The 17,778-nt window shown below is 71.3% G+C and carries 17 protein-coding genes and 1 tRNA gene; 6 read left to right on the top strand and 12 right to left on the bottom strand.

The features are described from left to right. Positions 1–461: 461 nt before the first annotated feature. Positions 462–537, top strand: a tRNA-Arg gene (locus M8C11_RS21465). A gap of 176 nt (positions 538–713) precedes the next feature. Here the strand turns inward: M8C11_RS21465 and M8C11_RS21460 are convergent. Next, complete coding sequence (locus M8C11_RS21460; protein WP_252452401.1) at positions 714–1,076, bottom strand: hypothetical protein; 363 nt, start codon at positions 1,074–1,076, stop codon at positions 714–716. A gap of 106 nt (positions 1,077–1,182) precedes the next feature. Between M8C11_RS21460 and M8C11_RS21455 the strand changes: the two genes are divergently transcribed. Beyond that, the gene (locus M8C11_RS21455; protein ID WP_252452399.1) at positions 1,183–1,800 is read left to right on the top strand and encodes a DUF2625 family protein; all 618 of its coding nucleotides are present in this window, start codon (positions 1,183–1,185) and stop codon (positions 1,798–1,800) included. A gap of 30 nt (positions 1,801–1,830) precedes the next feature. Here M8C11_RS21455 and M8C11_RS21450 read toward each other — a convergent pair whose 3' ends face one another. From M8C11_RS21450 to M8C11_RS21435, 4 genes are all read right to left on the bottom strand, one after another. Continuing rightward, complete coding sequence (locus M8C11_RS21450) at positions 1,831–2,622, bottom strand: alpha/beta fold hydrolase (protein WP_252452397.1); 792 nt, start codon at positions 2,620–2,622, stop codon at positions 1,831–1,833. 150 nt (positions 2,623–2,772) lie between these two features. Then, a complete protein-coding gene (locus M8C11_RS21445; RefSeq protein ID WP_252452395.1) occupies positions 2,773–3,435 on the bottom strand; it encodes a DUF6882 domain-containing protein in 663 nt (220 codons plus the stop codon). A 74-nt stretch (positions 3,436–3,509) separates the two neighbouring features. Further along, positions 3,510–3,683, bottom strand: coding sequence for a hypothetical protein (locus M8C11_RS21440; protein ID WP_013283846.1), 174 nt, complete (start codon positions 3,681–3,683; stop codon positions 3,510–3,512). 288 nt (positions 3,684–3,971) lie between these two features. Further along, on the bottom strand, positions 3,972–5,054 hold the full coding sequence (locus M8C11_RS21435) for a family 43 glycosylhydrolase (protein ID WP_252452393.1): 1,083 nt from the start codon (positions 5,052–5,054) through the stop codon (positions 3,972–3,974). A gap of 228 nt (positions 5,055–5,282) precedes the next feature. Between M8C11_RS21435 and M8C11_RS30600 the strand changes: the two genes are divergently transcribed. Next, on the top strand, positions 5,283–6,059 hold the full coding sequence (locus tag M8C11_RS30600; RefSeq protein ID WP_252452391.1) for an HAD-IIB family hydrolase: 777 nt from the start codon (positions 5,283–5,285) through the stop codon (positions 6,057–6,059). A 120-nt stretch (positions 6,060–6,179) separates the two neighbouring features. Continuing rightward, positions 6,180–7,967, top strand: a complete 1,788-nt coding sequence (locus M8C11_RS21425; RefSeq protein ID WP_252452389.1) for an adenylyl cyclase — start codon at positions 6,180–6,182, stop codon at positions 7,965–7,967. 47 nt (positions 7,968–8,014) lie between these two features. Here M8C11_RS21425 and M8C11_RS21420 read toward each other — a convergent pair whose 3' ends face one another. The 3 genes from M8C11_RS21420 to M8C11_RS21410 form a co-directional block, all read right to left on the bottom strand. Beyond that, positions 8,015–8,605 (bottom strand): ATP-dependent Clp protease proteolytic subunit, encoded by a 591-nt coding sequence (locus tag M8C11_RS21420; RefSeq protein WP_018788935.1) that lies wholly within the window; start codon positions 8,603–8,605, stop codon positions 8,015–8,017. Positions 8,606–8,731: 126 nt separating this feature from the next. Next, a complete protein-coding gene (locus tag M8C11_RS21415; RefSeq protein WP_252452386.1) occupies positions 8,732–9,373 on the bottom strand; it encodes a helix-turn-helix domain-containing protein in 642 nt (213 codons plus the stop codon). Positions 9,374–9,478: 105 nt separating this feature from the next. After that, on the bottom strand, positions 9,479–10,408 hold the full coding sequence (locus M8C11_RS21410; RefSeq protein WP_252452382.1) for a hypothetical protein: 930 nt from the start codon (positions 10,406–10,408) through the stop codon (positions 9,479–9,481). A 443-nt stretch (positions 10,409–10,851) separates the two neighbouring features. On the opposite strand from M8C11_RS21410, the gene M8C11_RS21405 reads away from it, so the two are divergent. Next, a complete protein-coding gene (locus M8C11_RS21405) occupies positions 10,852–11,865 on the top strand; it encodes an NAD-binding protein (protein ID WP_252452379.1) in 1,014 nt (337 codons plus the stop codon). A gap of 22 nt (positions 11,866–11,887) precedes the next feature. Here the strand turns inward: M8C11_RS21405 and M8C11_RS21400 are convergent, their stop codons facing one another. Then, positions 11,888–12,370 carry a MarR family winged helix-turn-helix transcriptional regulator gene (locus M8C11_RS21400; protein WP_231915576.1) on the bottom strand — a complete coding sequence of 161 codons (483 nt, stop codon included), beginning with the start codon at positions 12,368–12,370 and terminating at the stop codon, positions 11,888–11,890. A gap of 86 nt (positions 12,371–12,456) precedes the next feature. On the opposite strand from M8C11_RS21400, the gene M8C11_RS21395 reads away from it, so the two are divergent. Further along, positions 12,457–13,104 (top strand): FMN-dependent NADH-azoreductase, encoded by a 648-nt coding sequence (locus M8C11_RS21395; RefSeq protein WP_120571794.1) that lies wholly within the window; start codon positions 12,457–12,459, stop codon positions 13,102–13,104. A 79-nt stretch (positions 13,105–13,183) separates the two neighbouring features. Here the strand turns inward: M8C11_RS21395 and M8C11_RS21390 are convergent, their stop codons facing one another. From M8C11_RS21390 to M8C11_RS21380, 3 genes are all read right to left on the bottom strand, one after another. Beyond that, on the bottom strand, positions 13,184–14,218 hold the full coding sequence (locus tag M8C11_RS21390; RefSeq protein WP_252452376.1) for a 2-oxoacid:ferredoxin oxidoreductase subunit beta: 1,035 nt from the start codon (positions 14,216–14,218) through the stop codon (positions 13,184–13,186). After that, positions 14,211–16,058: a 2-oxoacid:acceptor oxidoreductase subunit alpha gene (locus M8C11_RS21385; RefSeq protein WP_064447566.1), complete on the bottom strand. Its 1,848-nt coding sequence runs from the start codon at positions 16,056–16,058 to the stop codon at positions 14,211–14,213. Before M8C11_RS21385 ends, M8C11_RS21390 begins: the two co-directional genes overlap by 8 nt. 196 nt (positions 16,059–16,254) lie before the next feature. Beyond that, on the bottom strand, positions 16,255–17,667 hold the full coding sequence (locus tag M8C11_RS21380; protein WP_252452373.1) for a hypothetical protein: 1,413 nt from the start codon (positions 17,665–17,667) through the stop codon (positions 16,255–16,257). Between the last annotated feature and the right edge of the window lie 111 nt (positions 17,668–17,778).

Below are 17,778 nucleotides of genomic sequence, written 5' to 3'. Positions count from 1 at the left end.
ATCCGCTCCGCTCGGTGCAACCGACGGATCTCCGCCCAGTCCTCCACGCTCAGCACCTCCCGATGCTTCCGGAAGGGGTCAAAATTCAGCCGGAACCACGGGGTCAGTTTTCAGGCGGAGCCGACAAAAACACACCGCCAGGCCACCGCAGCCCTGTCCAGACAACGCCTCAACGTCCTCTGGGCCTGCATCCGCGACAAGACGCCCTACCAGCCCAAACAACCAAGATCAGCAGAGGTGGCGCTGTGCTAACTCGCGTAGAGACTCCTCCAGCGGATGCCAACCCGGGTGAACCGGTGCCAACGCGGGTCACCGCGGCCGACTGCCGGTCGCAAACCGGGGTTCGTGTGCTCCGGGTGTGGTCCTGGGCTGGGCGAACGGCGGTCCGGGGAACGTGGGTGAACGCCTGCCACTCCCTGCCACCCCAGGTGAACCCCCAGGTCGCTAGACTGGGCCCTCGCGCCCTCGTAGCTCAGGGGATAGAGCATCGGTTTCCTAAACCGTGTGTCGCAGGTTCGAATCCTGCCGGGGGCACCAGGTCAGGCGCTTGATCACCGATCACTGTTTCGCCTTCCGGGGCTGGGGTGCCCGCTGCGCGCCCGATCGTCTCGCCACCTTCGCTCGGCTCGCATCCAGGTCCTGAGCGACATCAGCGTCCCGACCGTCGACGGCACGCGCGCAGTGGCGAGTCGTCACGTTGGCGCCGGCTGCCGTCACGAGGACTGGACCTGCGTTTGATGTTTCTGATCCACGCCAATGCACGCGAGGACTGACGCCGCGTCGGCCGCCAGGAAGAGCTGGAAATAGTAGGGAGGGTCGAGCTGCGTCACCCCGCCAAGTCGCACAGGCTGTTCACCGAGCGCATGGAGCGTCTCGACAGCCGCCGCGAACCCGAGCGTCGGAATGCCTCGATCCCTCGTAATCGCCTCCCGCCCTCGGTACGTGGACGCAAGGTTGTTGGCGGGGACCACGCTGTCCCAGATGCGGAACGACGCTCCCCGATCGAGGGCCTCACGACACGCCCTGATGACTGGGCTCTCGCCGGCAAGCAGAGACGTCAACTCATCGCGCTCCACGCAACGACGGTACAGCCATCCCGTACCGCCGAGCCGTCCCACTGAGTCTTCGCGGTCAGCGGGCCCTCGGAGCCGCACTGGTTGATCCTCCTGGGAGGCTGAGGGGGTGGAACAGTCTGCGTGGTCCGAGATTTCGGCGCTGGTGGCTGCGGCTCCGTATCCGGTGGAGGTGCTGCCGGCCGATTCGCAGCAGGCGGCAGCCTGTCTGGCGATCCTGGAAATCACGACCAGGTCGTGGCTCGGGGCGGTGGTCGCCAACAGCGGTGGGCTGGTGATCGATCACGGTTGGCTTCGGGTGCTCGGTGGTGGGCACGACGGGCTGCCGGGTGTGGCGGCCGAGATGGTTCCGGGGGCGGGTCGTCTGGTCGTCGCTTTCGACGTGATGGGCGGCCAGTTCGCGTGGTTGCAGGCGGAGCCGGCGGTGAGGCCGACGGTGCATTACTTCGGCCCGGAGGACCTGGCTTGGCAGGACCTTGAGCTCGGGTATGGCGACTGGTTGGAGGCGATGCTCACCGGCGCACTGACTGGCTTCTATGAAGGCTTGCGCTGGCCGGGGTGGGAGGCCGAGGTGGCCAGCGTTGCTCTGGATCAGGGGATCAGCGCGTGGCCGCCGCCCTGGACTCGGGAGGGCAAGGCTCTCTCGGCGGTGTCTCGCAAGCCGATCCTGCTTGCTGAACTCGTCTCGGTTCACCAGGATGCGGCGCGTCAGCTCGGTTCTCTCTAGAACACCGCGCCGCCACGAGCCCGCGCCAGGTCAAGCCGTACGGAAATGCTCCCCTGGCTCAGCTCGGCCGGACAAGAAGGCGCGAACAGTGGCGGCGAACTGTGTTCGAGCGTCGTGATGCACCACATGACCGGCCGGCAGTTCGGCAAGGCGAGCGTGGCCGGAGCGACGGGCGATCATCTCGCGAGCGTGGCCGGCTGCCAGTTCATCGCTACGCGTTCCACGAATCAGGAGAGTCGGGCAGCTCACCGAAACCCAGTCCTTCCAGTGGTCACCGCTGAGTGCCTTCTGAGATGCCACCGTGTCGTCGATGTCGAATGAGAATCCCCAGCCGTCGTCGGACTGGCGGAAGGAACATTCGAGGTAGGGTGCCGCCGCGCCCAGGGCCGCGGCCAGTGCGTCGCGGGTTGGCGCGTGGCGGGGGAGGCCCGTCGTGAACGACCAATCGACGTCTACGACCGCGCCGGCATCCTCGACGATGAGCGCGGTGACCCGGTCGGGGTACCGCCCGGCGTACTGATAGGCGTTCACTCCGCCGAGCGAGTGGCCCAGCACCGCCGCAGGGCCGACTTTCAAGTGCTGGTGGAACGCGGCGACGTCGGATACGTAGTCGTCACGCTCGTAGCTCTCGGCACGGTCCGACGCTCCGTGTCCGCGCTGATCGAGTGCGATCACCCGCCAGTGGGGTGCCAGCGCCCGGGCCAGCGGGGCGAATGCCGACGCTTCGTTGTAGTGCCCATGAAGAGCCAGGAGCGGGGCACCCGATCCACCGAAGTCCAGATAGGAGAGCCTTCGGCTCTCAATCGTGAAAAACCCACGCATGACCTGGGATGCTAGCCCCGGTCGTCGTCGGCGGTCGGGCGGCGTGAGCGGTTGGTCGCTGTGCCCGTTGCGTCCCAGGCGGTAGGGGCGACGGCGGTCAGCTGTTGGGCGTGTGCCAGGTTCGAAGCCTGCCGGGGCGCCGGATCCCGCCTACGGGCTGACCGTTCCCGACATGTTGCTGACCCGGCCCATCGCGTCGAAGTCGACACGCAGGACCGACCCGCCCCGGTCCTGCGCCGTCACCGACATCGGCGCCCGATCCAACCGCCACCCCTGCTGGTGCAGGAACGACTCGACGGCGACGCGGTGTTCCACCGGGAAGGACTGAAGCACCTGCGTCAGTACGGTCAGCACCCGCTCCGGCCGGACCGGCGCGGTGATCTGTGGCGGGGCGTCGTCGAGGTGGAAGAAGACCGCGCCGCCGTCGTACGGCCCGCGGTAGTAGCAGCGGCCGGTCAGGCCGGACGCCAGCAGGGCGAGGCGGTGTCCGTCGGCGCGCTGGAGCGGGAACGTGGGCGCGGTGAGTTCGGCGACGCCTTGGCGGTGCCCGTACTCACGGAGCCAGCCGGCGAGATGGAGGAGCGCCGGCGGGAGGTTGCTGGCTTCGTTGGCCCAGGCCCACAGCCAGGTGCCGTCGTCGTGGCTCTCGGTACCGAGGAGCTGGATGCGGTACCGCAGGTCGGTCCCGAACGTCACTGTGCCGTCGGGCAGGTCGAGCTGCCAGTCACGTTCGCCGAGCAGGTCGGCCAGCGCCAACTGGCGGGCCAGTCCGGTGCCGACATGTTCGGCGAAGAGTCGATCGAACGTCGGCATCGCCGCAGTGTGCCAGACCGTCGGGTGCGGGGCGGCCCCGCGTCCGGCCGGAGCCGGAGCGCGGGGCCGGCGGGTCAGCGGACCAGCGCTGCCACCAGCGTCCCGATGCAGGCGACGACGGCGGCGATGATCGGACTGAGCGTCTTGATGTACGCCAGGATGAGCCGGTGCCGGTCGGTCGGCTCGGCAACGGTTTCGTCCTCGTCCTCTGGTGTCTCGAAGTCTGACCCGTGAGGGATTACAGTCAACGTGACTCCTTCCGTTGCAGCGGTGGAGTCGAATGCGGCGTCCGGTGGCAGCCGGGCGCCGCCCTCTGTGTGAGGCGGCGCAGTACCGTTCGACGGTTCGAGCATGCTCCCGGCGGACAGGTAGCACAAGAGTGGGCAATTCACTGTCGGGTACCTGACAAGCAGATGCATCGCATCGAGAAAATTTCGGTGCCATCTCTTGCCAAATGCAATTTTCCGTGAAGCAGTTCAACCGAGCGTGACCGCATCGAAGCGCATGGTGAGCAGGCGTGCCGTCGCGCGCACCGGCTACGAGACGAGGAAACCGGTGGAGGGGCGGGTCAGGACGCCGGTCATCGGGAAGCGGGTGGAGCCGTTCCACCAGTGCCACACCACGCGCTCGCTTCCGTCGGCGGCGGCGAAGACGTCCATCCCGCCGGGGCCCTGGTGGTTGCCGGGCAGGCCGCGGATCGGGTTGAGTCCGGCGCTGCCGGTGAAGCCGAAGAAGGGCCGGGACACGCCTTCACGGATGGGGGTGCAGCGTGAACCGGGGAGAGGGCTGGCGCCGCAGCGGGCGATGCCGGTGGCGTAGCGCGCGCTGTCCCAGTTGTTGCCCGAGTACATGAGGTACCAGTCCCCGTCGGCGGCCTTCCACATCGACGGGTTCTCCACCACATGCGTACCGCCGCTGGTCTTGGCGGTGTCCCAGGTGATGTCGGTGCTCTTGAGCATGTCCCGGCGGGTGTCCCAGATCGCGCGGCCCTCGCCGTCGGTGCGGACGGTGGAGATGCCGGTCTCGGCGCCGGAGGCGATGGCGTCGTCCCGGTAGGTGACGTACAGGTTCCCGCCGGCCACGAAGGGGTTGGCGTCGAGTGCCCACCGGCCGGCGTCCGGGCAGGCCCACTCACCCTGGTTCTGGAAGGGGCCGCGGGCGCTGTCGGAGATCGCTCGTCCGACGCACTTCTGGCCGGTGCCCTTGCGGGAGGCGGTGTAGAACATGAAGAACCGGCTGCCGAATTGCGCGACGCCGGGGGCCCAGACCGCGCCGCCGGGCTCGGCCCAGGCGCCCGGACCGGACGGCAGGGCGTCGTGCGACGCGCAGTTCGCCATGCCCACGCTGTTGCCGGAGCCGTGGACGAGGACCGGTACGTAAAGCCTGCCGGTCGCGCCGCAGCGCGCGCCGGTCCCGGCGCCGACAGTGGTGCCGTAGGTGACGTACGAGCCGTCCTTCGCCAGCAGGGTGTCCGGGTCGGCCAGCGGGAAGGTGGACGAGTCGGCCAGCGTGGACAGGCCGCCGGTGGGTGCGGCGGCGGGTGCTGCAGCCGCCGTGGTGACCACGAGGGCGGCCGCTGCGAGGGTGACGAGCCCTCCGCGCGTTCGAAGGAATTTCACCGGTGCTCCTTGATTGATGAAGGTAATTATCAGGGAAACGGTATCGACGGTCAGCAATGCCGTCAACGGGGGAGTGCCGGGGCTGAGCGCGGGAAGCGGGGCCGCCCGGAGGCCTGCCGCGTTACGCTCCGTCGAGGGGACGTGTCACCCGCCGGGCCCTCAGGCCGGTGCCAGAACCCGTCGGTACCCTGGCAGGTCCTGGCCTGTCCGCGACGACATGAGGTATTCGTGAACGATCTTCGAGTGGTGGCGTTCGATCTCGACGACACCCTGGCGATTTCCAAGTCCCAGATCGATCGTCGGATGGCGGAGTTGCTCGGCCACCTGCTCACCGAGGTGGACGTGCTGGTCATCTCCGGTGGCCGGTTCGAGCAGTTCCAGTCGCAGGTGCTCGCCCACCTCGACCTCACCGAGGAGCAGCGCGACCGGCTGCACCTGATGCCGACCTGCGGCACCCGCTACTACCGCTGGTCCGACGGGGACTGGCGGCAGGTCTACGCCGAGGACCTGACCGAGGCCGACAAGGCCCGTGTCGTCGCCGCGCTGACCGAGTCGGCGCAGGCGCTGGGTCTGTGGGAGGCGAAGACCTGGGGCGACATCATCGAGGACCGGGGCAGCCAGATCACGTTCTCCGCGCTGGGGCAGTCCGCCCCGCCGGCCGAGAAGTACGGCTGGGATCCGGACGGCGACAAGAAGCGGCGGCTGCGGGACGCGGTCGCGGCGAAGCTGCCCGACCTGGAGGTCCGCGGCGGCGGGTCGACCTCGATCGACGTGACCCGCAAGGGCGTGGACAAGGCGTACGGCATGCGGAAGCTGCTGGAACACCTGGACCTGAAGATCGACAACGTGCTCTTCGTGGGTGACCGCCTGGACGTGGGTGGCAACGACTACCCGGTCAAGGCGATGGGCATCCGTAGCGTCGCGGTCACCCGCTGGGAGGAGACCGCCGACTACGTCGAGAAGCTCGTCGACGACCTGGTGAAGCAGCGCGCCGAGCGCGCCTGAGCGCAGCCCGACCCAGAGCCCGCCGGTTCCGGAACCGGCGGGCTCTGGCGGTATCGACGGTGATGAGGTAGGAACAGCCGAGAGAGCGCTCTCCCGTCCCATCACCGAACAGGCAGGCAGATGCGATCACCCGACCCCTCCCGCCGCCGCTTCCTCACGCTCACCGCCTCCGCGGCCTCGCTCACCGCCCTCGGCCTCCCGACCGGCGCCGCCGCCGCGTCCCCGGCCGCGCGCCCCGCCCGCGAGCCCGACTTCGGCCCCAACGTCTTCGTGTACGACCCCAGCACGCCGGTCGAGGAGATCCAGTCCACGCTGGACCGGCTGTTCACCGCCCAGGAACGCAACGAGATGGGCTTCGACAGGTACGCCGTGCTGTTCAAGCCCGGCCGCTACGAGGTGGACGCCCGGCTCGGCTACTACACGACAGTCGCCGGTCTCGGCGCCCACCCGGACGACGTGGAGATCCACGGCGCGGTCCGGGTGGTCGGGCAGCCGGACCCGAACTCGCCCGCCGGCATCTCCGCGCTCACCAACTTCTGGCGCTCGGCGGAGAACCTCGCGGTCACGCCGACGGACTGGTCGAACCAATGGGCCGTCTCGCAGGCGTCACCGATGCGCCGGGTGCACGTCAAGGGCGTGCTGTGGCTGGAACCCGGCAACGGCGGCTACTCCAGCGGCGGCTACATCGCCGACTCCAAGGTGGACGGCATCACCATCAACGGTTCCCAGCAGCAGTGGCTCACCCGGGACAGCGAACTCGGCGGCGAGTGGACCAACGGCGTGTGGAACCAGGTCTTCTCCGGCGTGATCGGCGCGCCCGCGCAGGGCTTCCCCGACCCGCCGTACACCACGCTGCCGACCAGCCCGGTGACCCGGGAGAAGCCGTACCTGTTCGTCGACGCCCGCGGGGCCTGGCGGGTGGCCGTACCGCGCCTGCGCCGCGACACCGCGGGCACCACCTGGGCCGCCGGCGGCGCGCCGGTTCCGTCGCTGCCGCTGTCCGCGTTCTACCTGGCCCGGCCCACCGACTCGGCCAAGCGGATCAACGCCGAACTGGCCCGGGGCCGGCACCTGCTGCTCACCCCCGGCGTCTACCACCTGGACCGGGCCCTGCGGGTACGCCGCCCGGACACCGTCGTGCTCGGCCTCGGCATGCCGAGCCTGGTGCCGGACCGCGGGGACGCGGCGCTGCGGATCGAGGACGTGGACGGGGTCCGCATCGCCGGAGTGCTCGTGGACGCCGGGCCGGTCGAGTCGCCGGTGCTGGTCGAGGTCGGTGCGCGGCACTGCCACCGGTCGCACGCCACGAACCCGATCTCGCTGCAGGACGTCTTCTTCCGCATCGGCGGCCCGTACGCCGGGCGCGCGGTGACCAGCCTGGTGGTGAGCAGCCGGCACACGCTCGTCGACAACATCTGGGCCTGGCGCGGCGACCACGGCCGGGCCGGCACGATCGGCTGGACCGTGAACACCGCCGCCACCGGCGTGATCGTCAACGGCGACGACGTGACCGCGTACGGGCTGTTCGTCGAGCACTACCAGCGCTGGCAGACGATCTGGAACGGCGAGCGCGGCCGGACCGTGTTCTACCAGAGCGAGCTGCCCTACGACCCGCCGAGCCAGGCGGCCTGGCGCAGCCCGACCGGCAACGGCTGGGCCTCGTACAAGGTGGCCGACCACGTCCGCACGCACGAGGCGTGGGGGCTCGGCGTCTACTCGTACTTCAACCAGGGCGTCGACATCCGCTGCGACCGGGGGATCGAGGCGCCGCGTCGCGCCGGGGTGCGGTTCCACGACGCGATCACCGTGTTCCTGGACGGCAGCGGCGGCATCGAGCGCACGATCAACGAGATCGGCACCCCTGTCGTCGGCTCGTACGGCACCAGCCCGGTGATCAGCTACCCCTGACCGCGAGGGCGGCCCGGCCGGTGCGGGACCGGCCGGGCCGCGCCCGCTCACGCCGCGAGCTGGTCGACGCGGGTGAGCACCTGGTCGACGAGTCCGTACTCGCGGGCCTGCTCGGCGGTGAACCAGCGGTCGCGGTCCCAGTCGCGCTGGATCTCCTCCAGCGTGCGGCCGCTGTGTCGAGCGATCAGCTCCTGCATGGTGCGCTTGACGTGCAGCATGTTCTCGGCCTGGATGGTGATGTCCGCGGCGGTGCCGCCCATCCCGCCGGACGGCTGGTGCATCATGATCCGCGAGTGCGGCAGCGCGAACCGCTTGCCCGCCGCCCCGGCGCAGAGCAGGAACTGCCCCATCGACCCGGCCATCCCGAGCGCCAGCGTCGCCACGTCGTTCTTGACGTACCGCATGGTGTCGTAGACGGCCATGCCCGCGCTGACCGAACCGCCCGGCGAGTTGATGTAGAGGAAGATGTCGCGCTCGGCGTCCTCGGCCGCGAGGAGCAGGATCTGCGCGCAGATCTGGTTGGCCGACGCGTCGGTGACCTCGGTGCCGAGGAAGATGATCCGCTCCTTCAGCAACCGTTCGAAGACCCGGTCGCCGAACGCCGGCTGCCCCTCGTCGAGCATCCAGATGCCACCCATCGCCGCCCACCTCCGTGCCGCCGGTGGGCGGGGGACCGCCCGGGAACCCGGCGGTCTCCAGCGTCCGCCGGGCGCACCCGTGCGGACCAGGCTTTCTGCCCGGGGCAGATCCGCCGTGAGCAGAAGCTACGCGGCGACCGGCCGCCGCCGGCCGGCGCGGGCCCGCCGCCGGGCCAGCGTGACGGAGGTACGCGGACGGGGGCGGACGGCCGGGGCGGAGGGAACCGGCCAGATTCGGATGCCGCCGGCGAACCCGATCGGCGTGGCGGCGTCGAACGCGGGACCGAGCGGCGCCGGCCCGAGATCCACCGGCCGCAGCACGCCGCCCAGCAGCGGCATGGCGGTGACCGGGCGGCGGGCGACGTGCGGCCGGAGCGAGACGGCGGGCCGCCGGGTCACGGGCGGCCGGGGTGACACGGCCGGGCGGCGCGTGACGGACAGCCGGGGCGGGCCGACCCGCAGGTGTGGCCCGGTGCGGGCGGACGGCACCCGGTCGAACCGGGCCGCCGAGATGCCGGGGCCGACCGGGGTCGGACGCTCCCGGCGCAGCTCGTCGCGGGCCTCTTCGAGCAGGTCGGCGAGGTGGATGCCGAGCGCGCGGCAGATCGCGGCCAGCACCTCGGAGGAGGCCTCCTTGCGGCCGCGTTCGACCTCGGAGAGATAGGGCAGGGAGACGCCGGCGGCCTGGGCCACCTCGCGCAGCGTGCGGCCCTGGCGCAGGCGGATGCGCCGGAGCACCCCGCCGATCACGCGTCGCAGCAACGACATGCCGGCCTCCTCGCGGTCGTCGTCCCGGACGTCTCCATCATGCCCCGTCCACGCGCCCGGCACCTGCCCGGTCGGCCCCCGTGGTACCGACCGGGCAGGCGTGGATCAACGCCAGACGACCGCGCGGGAGTGCCAGCTCGGCGAGGCGAAGTAGGCCAGACCGACGATCAGGCCGGGGTCGTTGACGTTGATCGCGATGCTGCTCACCGCCCCGTCCGGCATCGGCAGCAGCTGGGATTCGGCGGTGGGTGAGGGCCAGATCATCGCCCGGCTCGTGGTGCCGTCGGTGCCGATCACCAGGCCCGAGTCGTTCACCGCCTGCGCCGTCGGGGATTCCGCGCCGGTGGCCAGCCGGTGCATCGTCGTACCGTCCCAGAAGAAGGCGGCGAACCGGCCGTCCGCGGTCCAGCTCGTGCCGACCACCTGACCGAGGTCGTTGATGCCGGTCGCGTCGCTCGTGGGTCCGCCCAGGGTGCCCAGCGACCGCAGGACGCCGTCGCGCCAGACGAATGCCTGGTTGACGAAGGGCGGATCGGTCCAGTCCTTGTAGCCGTAGGTGCCCGCGACGGTGCCGGCCTCGTTCACCGCGAGCGCGCTCGCACCCGGCGGGGCGTCGATGGTGATCTCGGTGTTCCCGGTCCGGACGAACGGCCGCCGCCCGGAGAAGCTGTCGGTGACGTGGTAGACGCCGACCACCCGGTCGCCCGCCGTGTCGTACGCGATGGAGAAGATGCCCCCGGTCAGGCCGAGATCCTGGATCTTCCCGTCCACCCAGGCCACGGCATGGCTGCTGCCGTCGGCCGCCTGGGCGGTGCCCACGATGCGCCCCCGCTCGTCGATCGCCTCGGCCTGGCTGTTCGGCCCGCCCAGCGTCCCCAGATCCTCGATCTGCCCGTCCACCCAGCGCACCGCGTGCCAGTAGCCGCTTGCCACCTGCGCCGACCCGACCACCACCCCGGCGCTGTTGACGTCCGACGCCGAGCTGCCCCCGCCGAGTGTCGGCAGCAGCACGGCCGTCCGCTTCGCCGTCGGCATCGGCGCCGGCGTGGTGGCGGTCGGCGTACCGGTGGGCGACGGTGAGGCGGTCGGCGTCGCCGTGGCCGTCGGTGTCGGTACGGCGGTCGGCGTCGGCGAGGCGGTCGGTCGTGGGGAGAAGGTCGGCGAGGGGACGACGGTGGGCTTCGGCCGGGTGGGCCGGGCCGTCCCGGTTGGGCGGTCCCCAGGCCGGTTCGCCACAGCGGGCGGCGCCCCGGCGACCACCATCCCGACTGCCACGGCAAGCGCGGCCAATGCCATGCGTGTACGCATCCGACGTCCCCTCGTCACGATCGGTGAGTCATCAGTCTCACCCGTGGGCGCGTCGATGGATCTGACGAAATCCTTACCGCTCGCGGGCAGCAGCGGCGCCCGGCCCAGCCAGCCGGCTCGCGGCGTAACCGCTATCTTGAGGGCGTGCAGGTGGCGGAGCAGGACCGACGGTGATCCATTTTCCCGCGCAACGGCGGGGGCCGCTGAGCGCGCTGAGCCTGCGCCTGCTCGCCGCCCTCGGCCTGGTCTTCGCCACGGTGTTCGTGGTGTGGCTCGACCGCGACGGCTACCGCGACGTCGACGAGAGCGGCCTGAGCCTGCTCGACTGCTTCTACTACGTGGTGGTCTCGCTCTCCACCACCGGGTACGGCGACATCACGCCGGTCAGTTCGTCGGCGCGGCTGGCGAACGTCCTGTTCATCACTCCCGCCCGGGTGCTGTTCCTGATCATCCTGGTCGGCACCACCCTGGAAGTCCTGACCGAGCAGTACCGCACCGGCCGTCGCCTGTCGCGGTGGAGGAGAACCGTGAAGGACCACGTCATCATCTGCGGCTACGGCACCAAGGGCCGCAGCGCGGTCTCCGCCCTGCTGGAGAACGGTACGGACAAGTCCAAGATCGTGGTGGTCGAGCGGAGCGGGCCGGCGCTGCGGCAGGCCACCTCCAACGGGCTGGTGACGATCGAGGGCTCGGCGACCCGCTCGTCGGTGCTGGAGCAGGCGCACGTGCGTACCGCGAAGTCGGTCATCATCGCGACCGACAGCGACGACGCCTCGGTGCTGGTGGCGCTCACGGTCCGGCAGCTCACCGCCGGTCAGGTGCGCATCATCGCGGCGGTCCGGGAGGCGGAGAACGCGCCGCTGCTCAAGCAGAGCGGGGCGCACCACGTGATCGTCTCGTCGGCCACGGCCGGGCGGCTGCTCGGCCTGTCGACCTCGGCCCCGCCCCTGATCGACGTGGTGGAGGACCTGCTCACCCCGGGGCAGGGCATGGCGCTGGCCATGCGGTCGGCCGAGCGCAGCGAGGTGGGCCGCTCGCCGCGCGAGCTGGAGGCGCTGGTCATCGCGCTGGTCCGCCGGGGCAAGGTGGTCACACTCAACGACCGTGCCGCCTCGATGATCGAGACCGGCGACATGCTCGTCCACGTCCGGGACGACCGGCCGCAGGCCACCTCCGCGATCTGACCCGGCCCGCCGGGCCGCCCGGTCAGCAGGCGCCCGGACCGCCCTCCGCGATCACTTCGCCGCAGGTCGACGACCGGCCCTGGGTGGCCCGGCGCAGCAGGTCGTAGAGCAGGTCCCGCTCGCCGGGGGCCAGCGCGCCGAGGACGTCCTCCTCCGCGCCGGCGAGCGCGCACTCGGCCTCGCGTAGTCGCTTCGTGCCCGCGTCGGTGAGGCGTACCTCGTGCCGGCGGCGGTCCTCCGGGGAGCGGCGGCGCTCGGCCAGGCCGTCCGACTCCAGGTCGTTGAGCAGCCCGACCACGTTCGTGCTGTCGATCTGGAGCGTGCCGGCCAGCGCCTGCTGGCTGATGCCGCCGGAGTCGCGCAGCACGGTGAGCGCCACCAGGTGGCGGGGGCGCAGGCCCAGCGGGGCCAGCACCGACTCCGAGCGCAGCCGCATCCGCCGGGCCAGGTGGTCGAGCAGGGGCCCGGAACGGCGCTCGGACTCCTCGGCCGGTGCGGCGGACATGTGACCCAGTTTACGCACTCCGAGGAACATCGACCTGCTATAAATAGTTGGTTCTACACGAACGATCGTCGGAGGAGGAATCACCAATGGCACACCTACTGCACATCGACTCCAGCATCACCGGGGAGCGGTCGATCAGCCGGCGGCTCACCGCCCGCGCCGCCGCCGCCTGGCGCGCCGCCCACCCGGACGGCACTGTCACCTACCGCGACCTGGGTCAGAACCCGCTGCCGCACCTGAACACCGCGAGCGGCCTCGCGCGCATGGTGCCGCCGGATCAGCACACCCCCGAGCAGCAGGCTTCCTGGCAGCTGACCCAGGAGGTGGTGGCCGAGGTGAAGCAGGCCGACACGGTCCTGCTCGGGCTCCCGCTCTACAACTACGGCCCGCCCAGCAGCGTGAAGTCCTGGGTCGACCACCTGATCGCCCCCGGCATCGCGTACGACCCGGTGACGAACGCCGGGCTGCTCGGCGACCGCCAGTTCGTCGTCCTGGTCAGCCGCGGTGGCGGGTACGGCCCGGGCACCCCGCGCGAGGGCTGGGACCACGCCGAGCCGTGGCTGCCGCACGGCCTCTCCCTGACCGGGCTGGACCCGCGGTTCATCTGCGCCGAGCTGACCCTGGCCCCGGTCAACCCGGCGATGGCCGAGCTGATCCCGCTGTTCGAGCAGAGCCTCGCCGCGGCCGAGCGGGCCGTCGACGAGCTGTGGGTGCCCGCCTCGGCGGCCGCCTGACCGGGCCGCGTCACACACGAGGGGCGGGCCGTTCCGCGGGGGAACGGCCCGCCCCTCGGCATGACGGGTCAGCGGTGGATCAGAGGATCGTCCAGGTGTCGCCGCTGCCGAGCAGCGCCGCGAGCTGCTGCTCCGGGGTCTTGTCCACGCCCGCCTTGGCGGCCGCGACCTGCTCCTGCACCACGCTGTCGTAGGAGGGTCGGCCGACCGACCGGAACACCCCGATCGGGGTGTTGCTCAGGTCCAGGCCGGGCAGCCGGGACAGCGCGAACGCGTACGCCGGGTCGGCCACGCCCGCGTCGTGCACGACGATCTCCTCGGCCGGCGTGTTCGCGGTCTCCCGGACCTCCAACCCGAAGCCGCCCGGCGGGTGGACGACGCAGAACTGCCCGTCCTTGCCGAACGTGATCGGCTGCCCGTGTTCCAGCCGGATCAGGAAGTCGTCCCGGGTGGCCGGCTCCTTCAGCGGGTCGAAGGCGCCGTCGTTGAAGATGTTGCAGTTCTGGTAGATCTCCACGAACGCCGAACCCTCGTGCTGGGCGGCGGCCCGCAGCACCGACTGGAGGTGCTTGCGGTCCGAGTCGATCGTCCGGGCCACGAACGTGGCCTCGGCGCCGAGCGCCAGCGACAGCGGGTTGAACGGGGCGTCCGCCGAGCCGACCGGCGTCGACTTGGTGATCTTGCCGACCTCGGAGGTGGGCGAGTACTGGCCCTTGGTGAGGCCGTAGATCCGGTTGTTGAACAGCAGGATCTTGAGGTTCACGTTGCGGCGCAGCGCGTGGATCAGGTGGTTGCCGCCGATGGAGAGCGCGTCGCCGTCACCGGTGACCACCCAGACCGACAGGTCCGGCCGGGACACCGACAGGCCGGTGGCGATCGCCGGGGCCCGGCCGTGGATCGAGTGCATGCCGTACGTGTTCATGTAGTACGGGAAGCGCGACGAGCAGCCGATGCCCGAGACGAAGACGATGTTCTCCCGGGGGATGTTCAGCTCCGGCATGAAGCCCTGCACGGCCGCCAGGATGGCGTAGTCACCGCAACCGGGGCACCAGCGCACCTCCTGGTCGGACTTGAAGTCCTTGGCGGTGAGCTTGAGGGCGACGGGCTCAGACATTCTTCAGGACCTCTTCCAGCATCGTCTCCAGCTCGGCGGCGGTGAACGGCAGGCCGCGGACCTGGTTGTAGCCGATCGCGTCGACCAGGTACTTCGCCCGGATCACGTGGGCGAGCTGGCCGAGGTTCATCTCCGGCACGACCACCTTGTCGTAGCGGCCCAGCACCTCGCCGAGGTTCGCCGGCATCGGGGCCAGGTGCCGCAGGTGGGCCTGGGCCACCGAGAGCCCGCGCTGGCGCAGGCCACGGCAGGCGGCGCCGATCGGCCCGTACGTCGAGCCCCAGCCCAGCACCAGCACCCGGGCGTCGCCGTCCGGGTCCTCGACCTCGACGTCCGGCACCGGGATGGTCTCGATGCGGGCCGCCCGGGTCCGCACCATGAAGTCGTGGTTGGCCGGGTCGTACGAGATGTCGCCGGTCTTGTCGGCCTTCTCCAGGCCGCCGATCCGGTGCTCCAGACCGGCCGTGCCGGGCACCGCCCACGGGCGGGCCAGCGTCTGCGGATCCCGCAGGTACGGCAGGAACGTGGTGCCGTCCTCACCGTTGGGCTGCGTGGCGAACTCGACCCGCAGGTCGGGCAGCGACTCCACGTCGGGCAGCAGCCACGGCTCCGAGCCGTTGGCGACGTAGTTGTCCGACAGCAGGATCACCGGCGTGCGGTAGGTCAGCGCGATCCGGGCCGCCTCCAGCGCCGCGTGGAAGCAGTCCGACGGGGACTTCGGCGCGACCACCGCCACCGGGGCCTCGCCGTGCCGGCCGTACAGCGCCATGTTCAGGTCGGCCTGCTCGGTCTTGGTGGGCATACCCGTCGACGGCCCGGCCCGCTGCACGTCGACGATGACCAGCGGCAGCTCCAGCGCCACCGCCAGGGAGATCGTCTCGCTCTTGAGCGCCACGCCCGGGCCGCTGGTGGTGGTGATGCCGAGCGCGCCGCCGTACGAGGCGCCCAGCGCCGCGCCGACCGCCGCGATCTCGTCCTCGGCCTGCATGGTGACCACGCCGAACTTCTTGTGCTTGCTCAGCTCGTGCAGGATGTCCGAGGCCGGCGTGATCGGGTACGCGCCGAGGAACACCGGCAGCCCGGAACGCACCCCGGCGGCCACCAGGCCGAGCGACAGCGCCGCGTTGCCGGTGATGTTCCGGTAGGTGCCCGGGAGCATCTTGGCCGGTTTGACCTCGTACCGGACGGAGAAGTCCTCGGTGGTCTCGCCGAAGTTCCAGCCGGCCCGGAACGCGGCCACGTTCGCCGCCACCAGCTCGGGACGGGCCGCGAACTTGCGCTCCAGGAAGCGCAGCGTGGACTCGTACGGGCGGGAGTACATCCAGCTCAGCAGCCCGAGCGCGAACATGTTCTTGGCCCGCTCGGCGTCCTTCTTGGACACGTCGAGCTCGGCCAGCGCGCCGATCGTCATCGAGGTGAGCGCCACCGGGTGCACCGCGTACCCGGCGAGCGAGTCGTCGTCGAGCGGGCTGGTCGCGTAGCCGACCTTGGCCAGGTTGCGCCGGGTGAACTCGTCGGTGTTGACGATGATGTCCGCCCCGCGCGGCAGGTCGGCCAGGTTGGCCTTCAACGCGGCCGGGTTCATCGCCACCAGCACGTTCGGCGCGTCACCCGGCGTCAGGATGTCGTAGTCGGCGAAGTGCACCTGGAAGCTCGACACGCCGGGCAGGGTGCCGGCGGGAGCGCGGATCTCGGCGGGGAAGTTGGGCAACGTCGAGATGTCGTTGCCCAGCTGCGCCGTCTCCGAGGTGAACCGGTCGCCGGTGAGCTGCATGCCGTCGCCGGAGTCACCGGCGAACCGGATGACCACCCGGTCCAGCTGACGGATCTGCTTGGTCACACCCGCACCTCGCTTAACTGAGCGCCGTCGCCCTCGCCGGCCCGGCCCGCTCCGATTCTCACGTCAGAGCCTACGTCGCCACGTTAGGGCCACCTTGGTCGAGGTCCGACGTATGGGACTGGATCGGGCCGCTGTATGCCCTGCTTTGCAGCGTTTAGTACCTGGGCCCGTAACCCAGATCACCACATATCCATGATCACCGGTCGGTGATCGGACGGTCCGGTGCGGTGATGTCGCTGCGGCGGCGCAGCGAACGGGTCGCCAGCGTCAGCGCGAGCACGACCAGGAGGCCGGACACGGCGATCAACGCGACGGCCGTCCGCCGGATCGAGGTGCCGTCCCCGTCCCGTTCGCCGGCGGCGACGAGCACGCCCTGCGAGCCGGTCGGGGCCGGCGCCCCGCCGGGCGGGGCGGCGTCCGCCGCCGCCGCGCTGATCCGGAAGCTCATCTGCACCTGCCGGTCCCGCCCGCTGCGCGGGTCGAGCCGGCCGATCACCGCGCCGGACAGGGGGGCCCGCCGCTGGGCCTCCGCCGAGGCGGCGAGCGTCAGCCGTACGGTCGCGGTCCGCCCGGCCGCCAGTACGCCCAGTTCGCAGCGGGTCCGGTCGGGGGAGACCGGGGCGCAGCCGCCCTCGGTGCCGGCGGCGGTCACCCCTTCGGGCAGGAGCACCTCGATCCGGCCGGCCGCGTCGACCCTGCCGGTGTTGCCGAGCCGGACGGTGAGCGTGCTGGGCGCGCCGCTGATGTCGAACAGCACCTCGTCGGCGCGCAGCGAGATGCCGGGCACCGGCGGCCCGGGCGGGAACAGCACCGCGAAGCCCTCGTCGTCGTACGCCGCACCGGTCACACCGGGCGCGACGGCGGTGACCTGGACCGATCCGGCCAGCGGCATGGTCCGCCAGGCGTCGCCGTCGACCCGGACCCGGATGGTCGTGCTGAACCGGGCGCCCGGCTCCGCGTCCCACCCGACGCAGCTGTGGTTGCCGCCGCCGGCCGGCTCGCAGCCCGGGGTGCCCGCGTCGGTCAGCCCGGGCGGCAGCGTGTAGCCAAGGCTGATCCGCTCCGCCCGCCCGCCGGTGTTGGTCACCGTCACCCGAAGCGCGGCCACCGTGGCGTCGGCGTTCCAGTAGGCCGGCGTGAGGACCACGTCCTCGGTGTTCACGCGTACCCCCAGAGGGCCGCCCGCCGGCTGGGCCGGTGGTGGCGGCGGGGTCTTGACCGGCGGCACGACCGGCGGGGGCACCGGCGCCGTGGTGGCCGGCGCGGCGGTGGTCGGCGCCGGTTCGGCGGGCGCGCTCGTCGGCGGCGGGGCCGGCGAGGTGGTGACCGGCGCCGGGGGCGTGGTCGGAGGCGGCGGCGGCTCGGTGGGCGGCGGGGCCGGCGCGGTGGTCGTCGGCTCGCCGGTGGGGGCGGGCTCGGTCGGCTCGCCGCCGGGGTCGCCGCCCGGCTCCACCGGCTCGATCACCTGGAGCGCGGCGGCCGGCCCCGGGTGTGCGACGGCCCCGGCCGGCGCCACCGCCACCAGCGCCGCGACGAGCGCGGGCGCCAGCAGCGCGAGGGTACGGCGGAGCGCGACCCGCTGAACGGGCGCAACGCGGGGGCGGGCCATCTGTCCTCCGGGCGATCAACGAGATCCCATTATTCGGTGATACTTGCCATCAAGCACTAGTCCTGCGAGGAAACGAATTCGTAACGTGTCCGGGACATCTGGACGGGACCG

It is taken from the genome of Micromonospora sp. CPM1, from assembly GCF_023896895.1.
In the GTDB taxonomy this organism is placed as follows: domain Bacteria; phylum Actinomycetota; class Actinomycetes; order Mycobacteriales; family Micromonosporaceae; genus Micromonospora; species Micromonospora tulbaghiae.
Note: the sequence above shows the minus strand (reverse complement) of the source record. Positions and strands in the feature narration are given on the sequence as shown.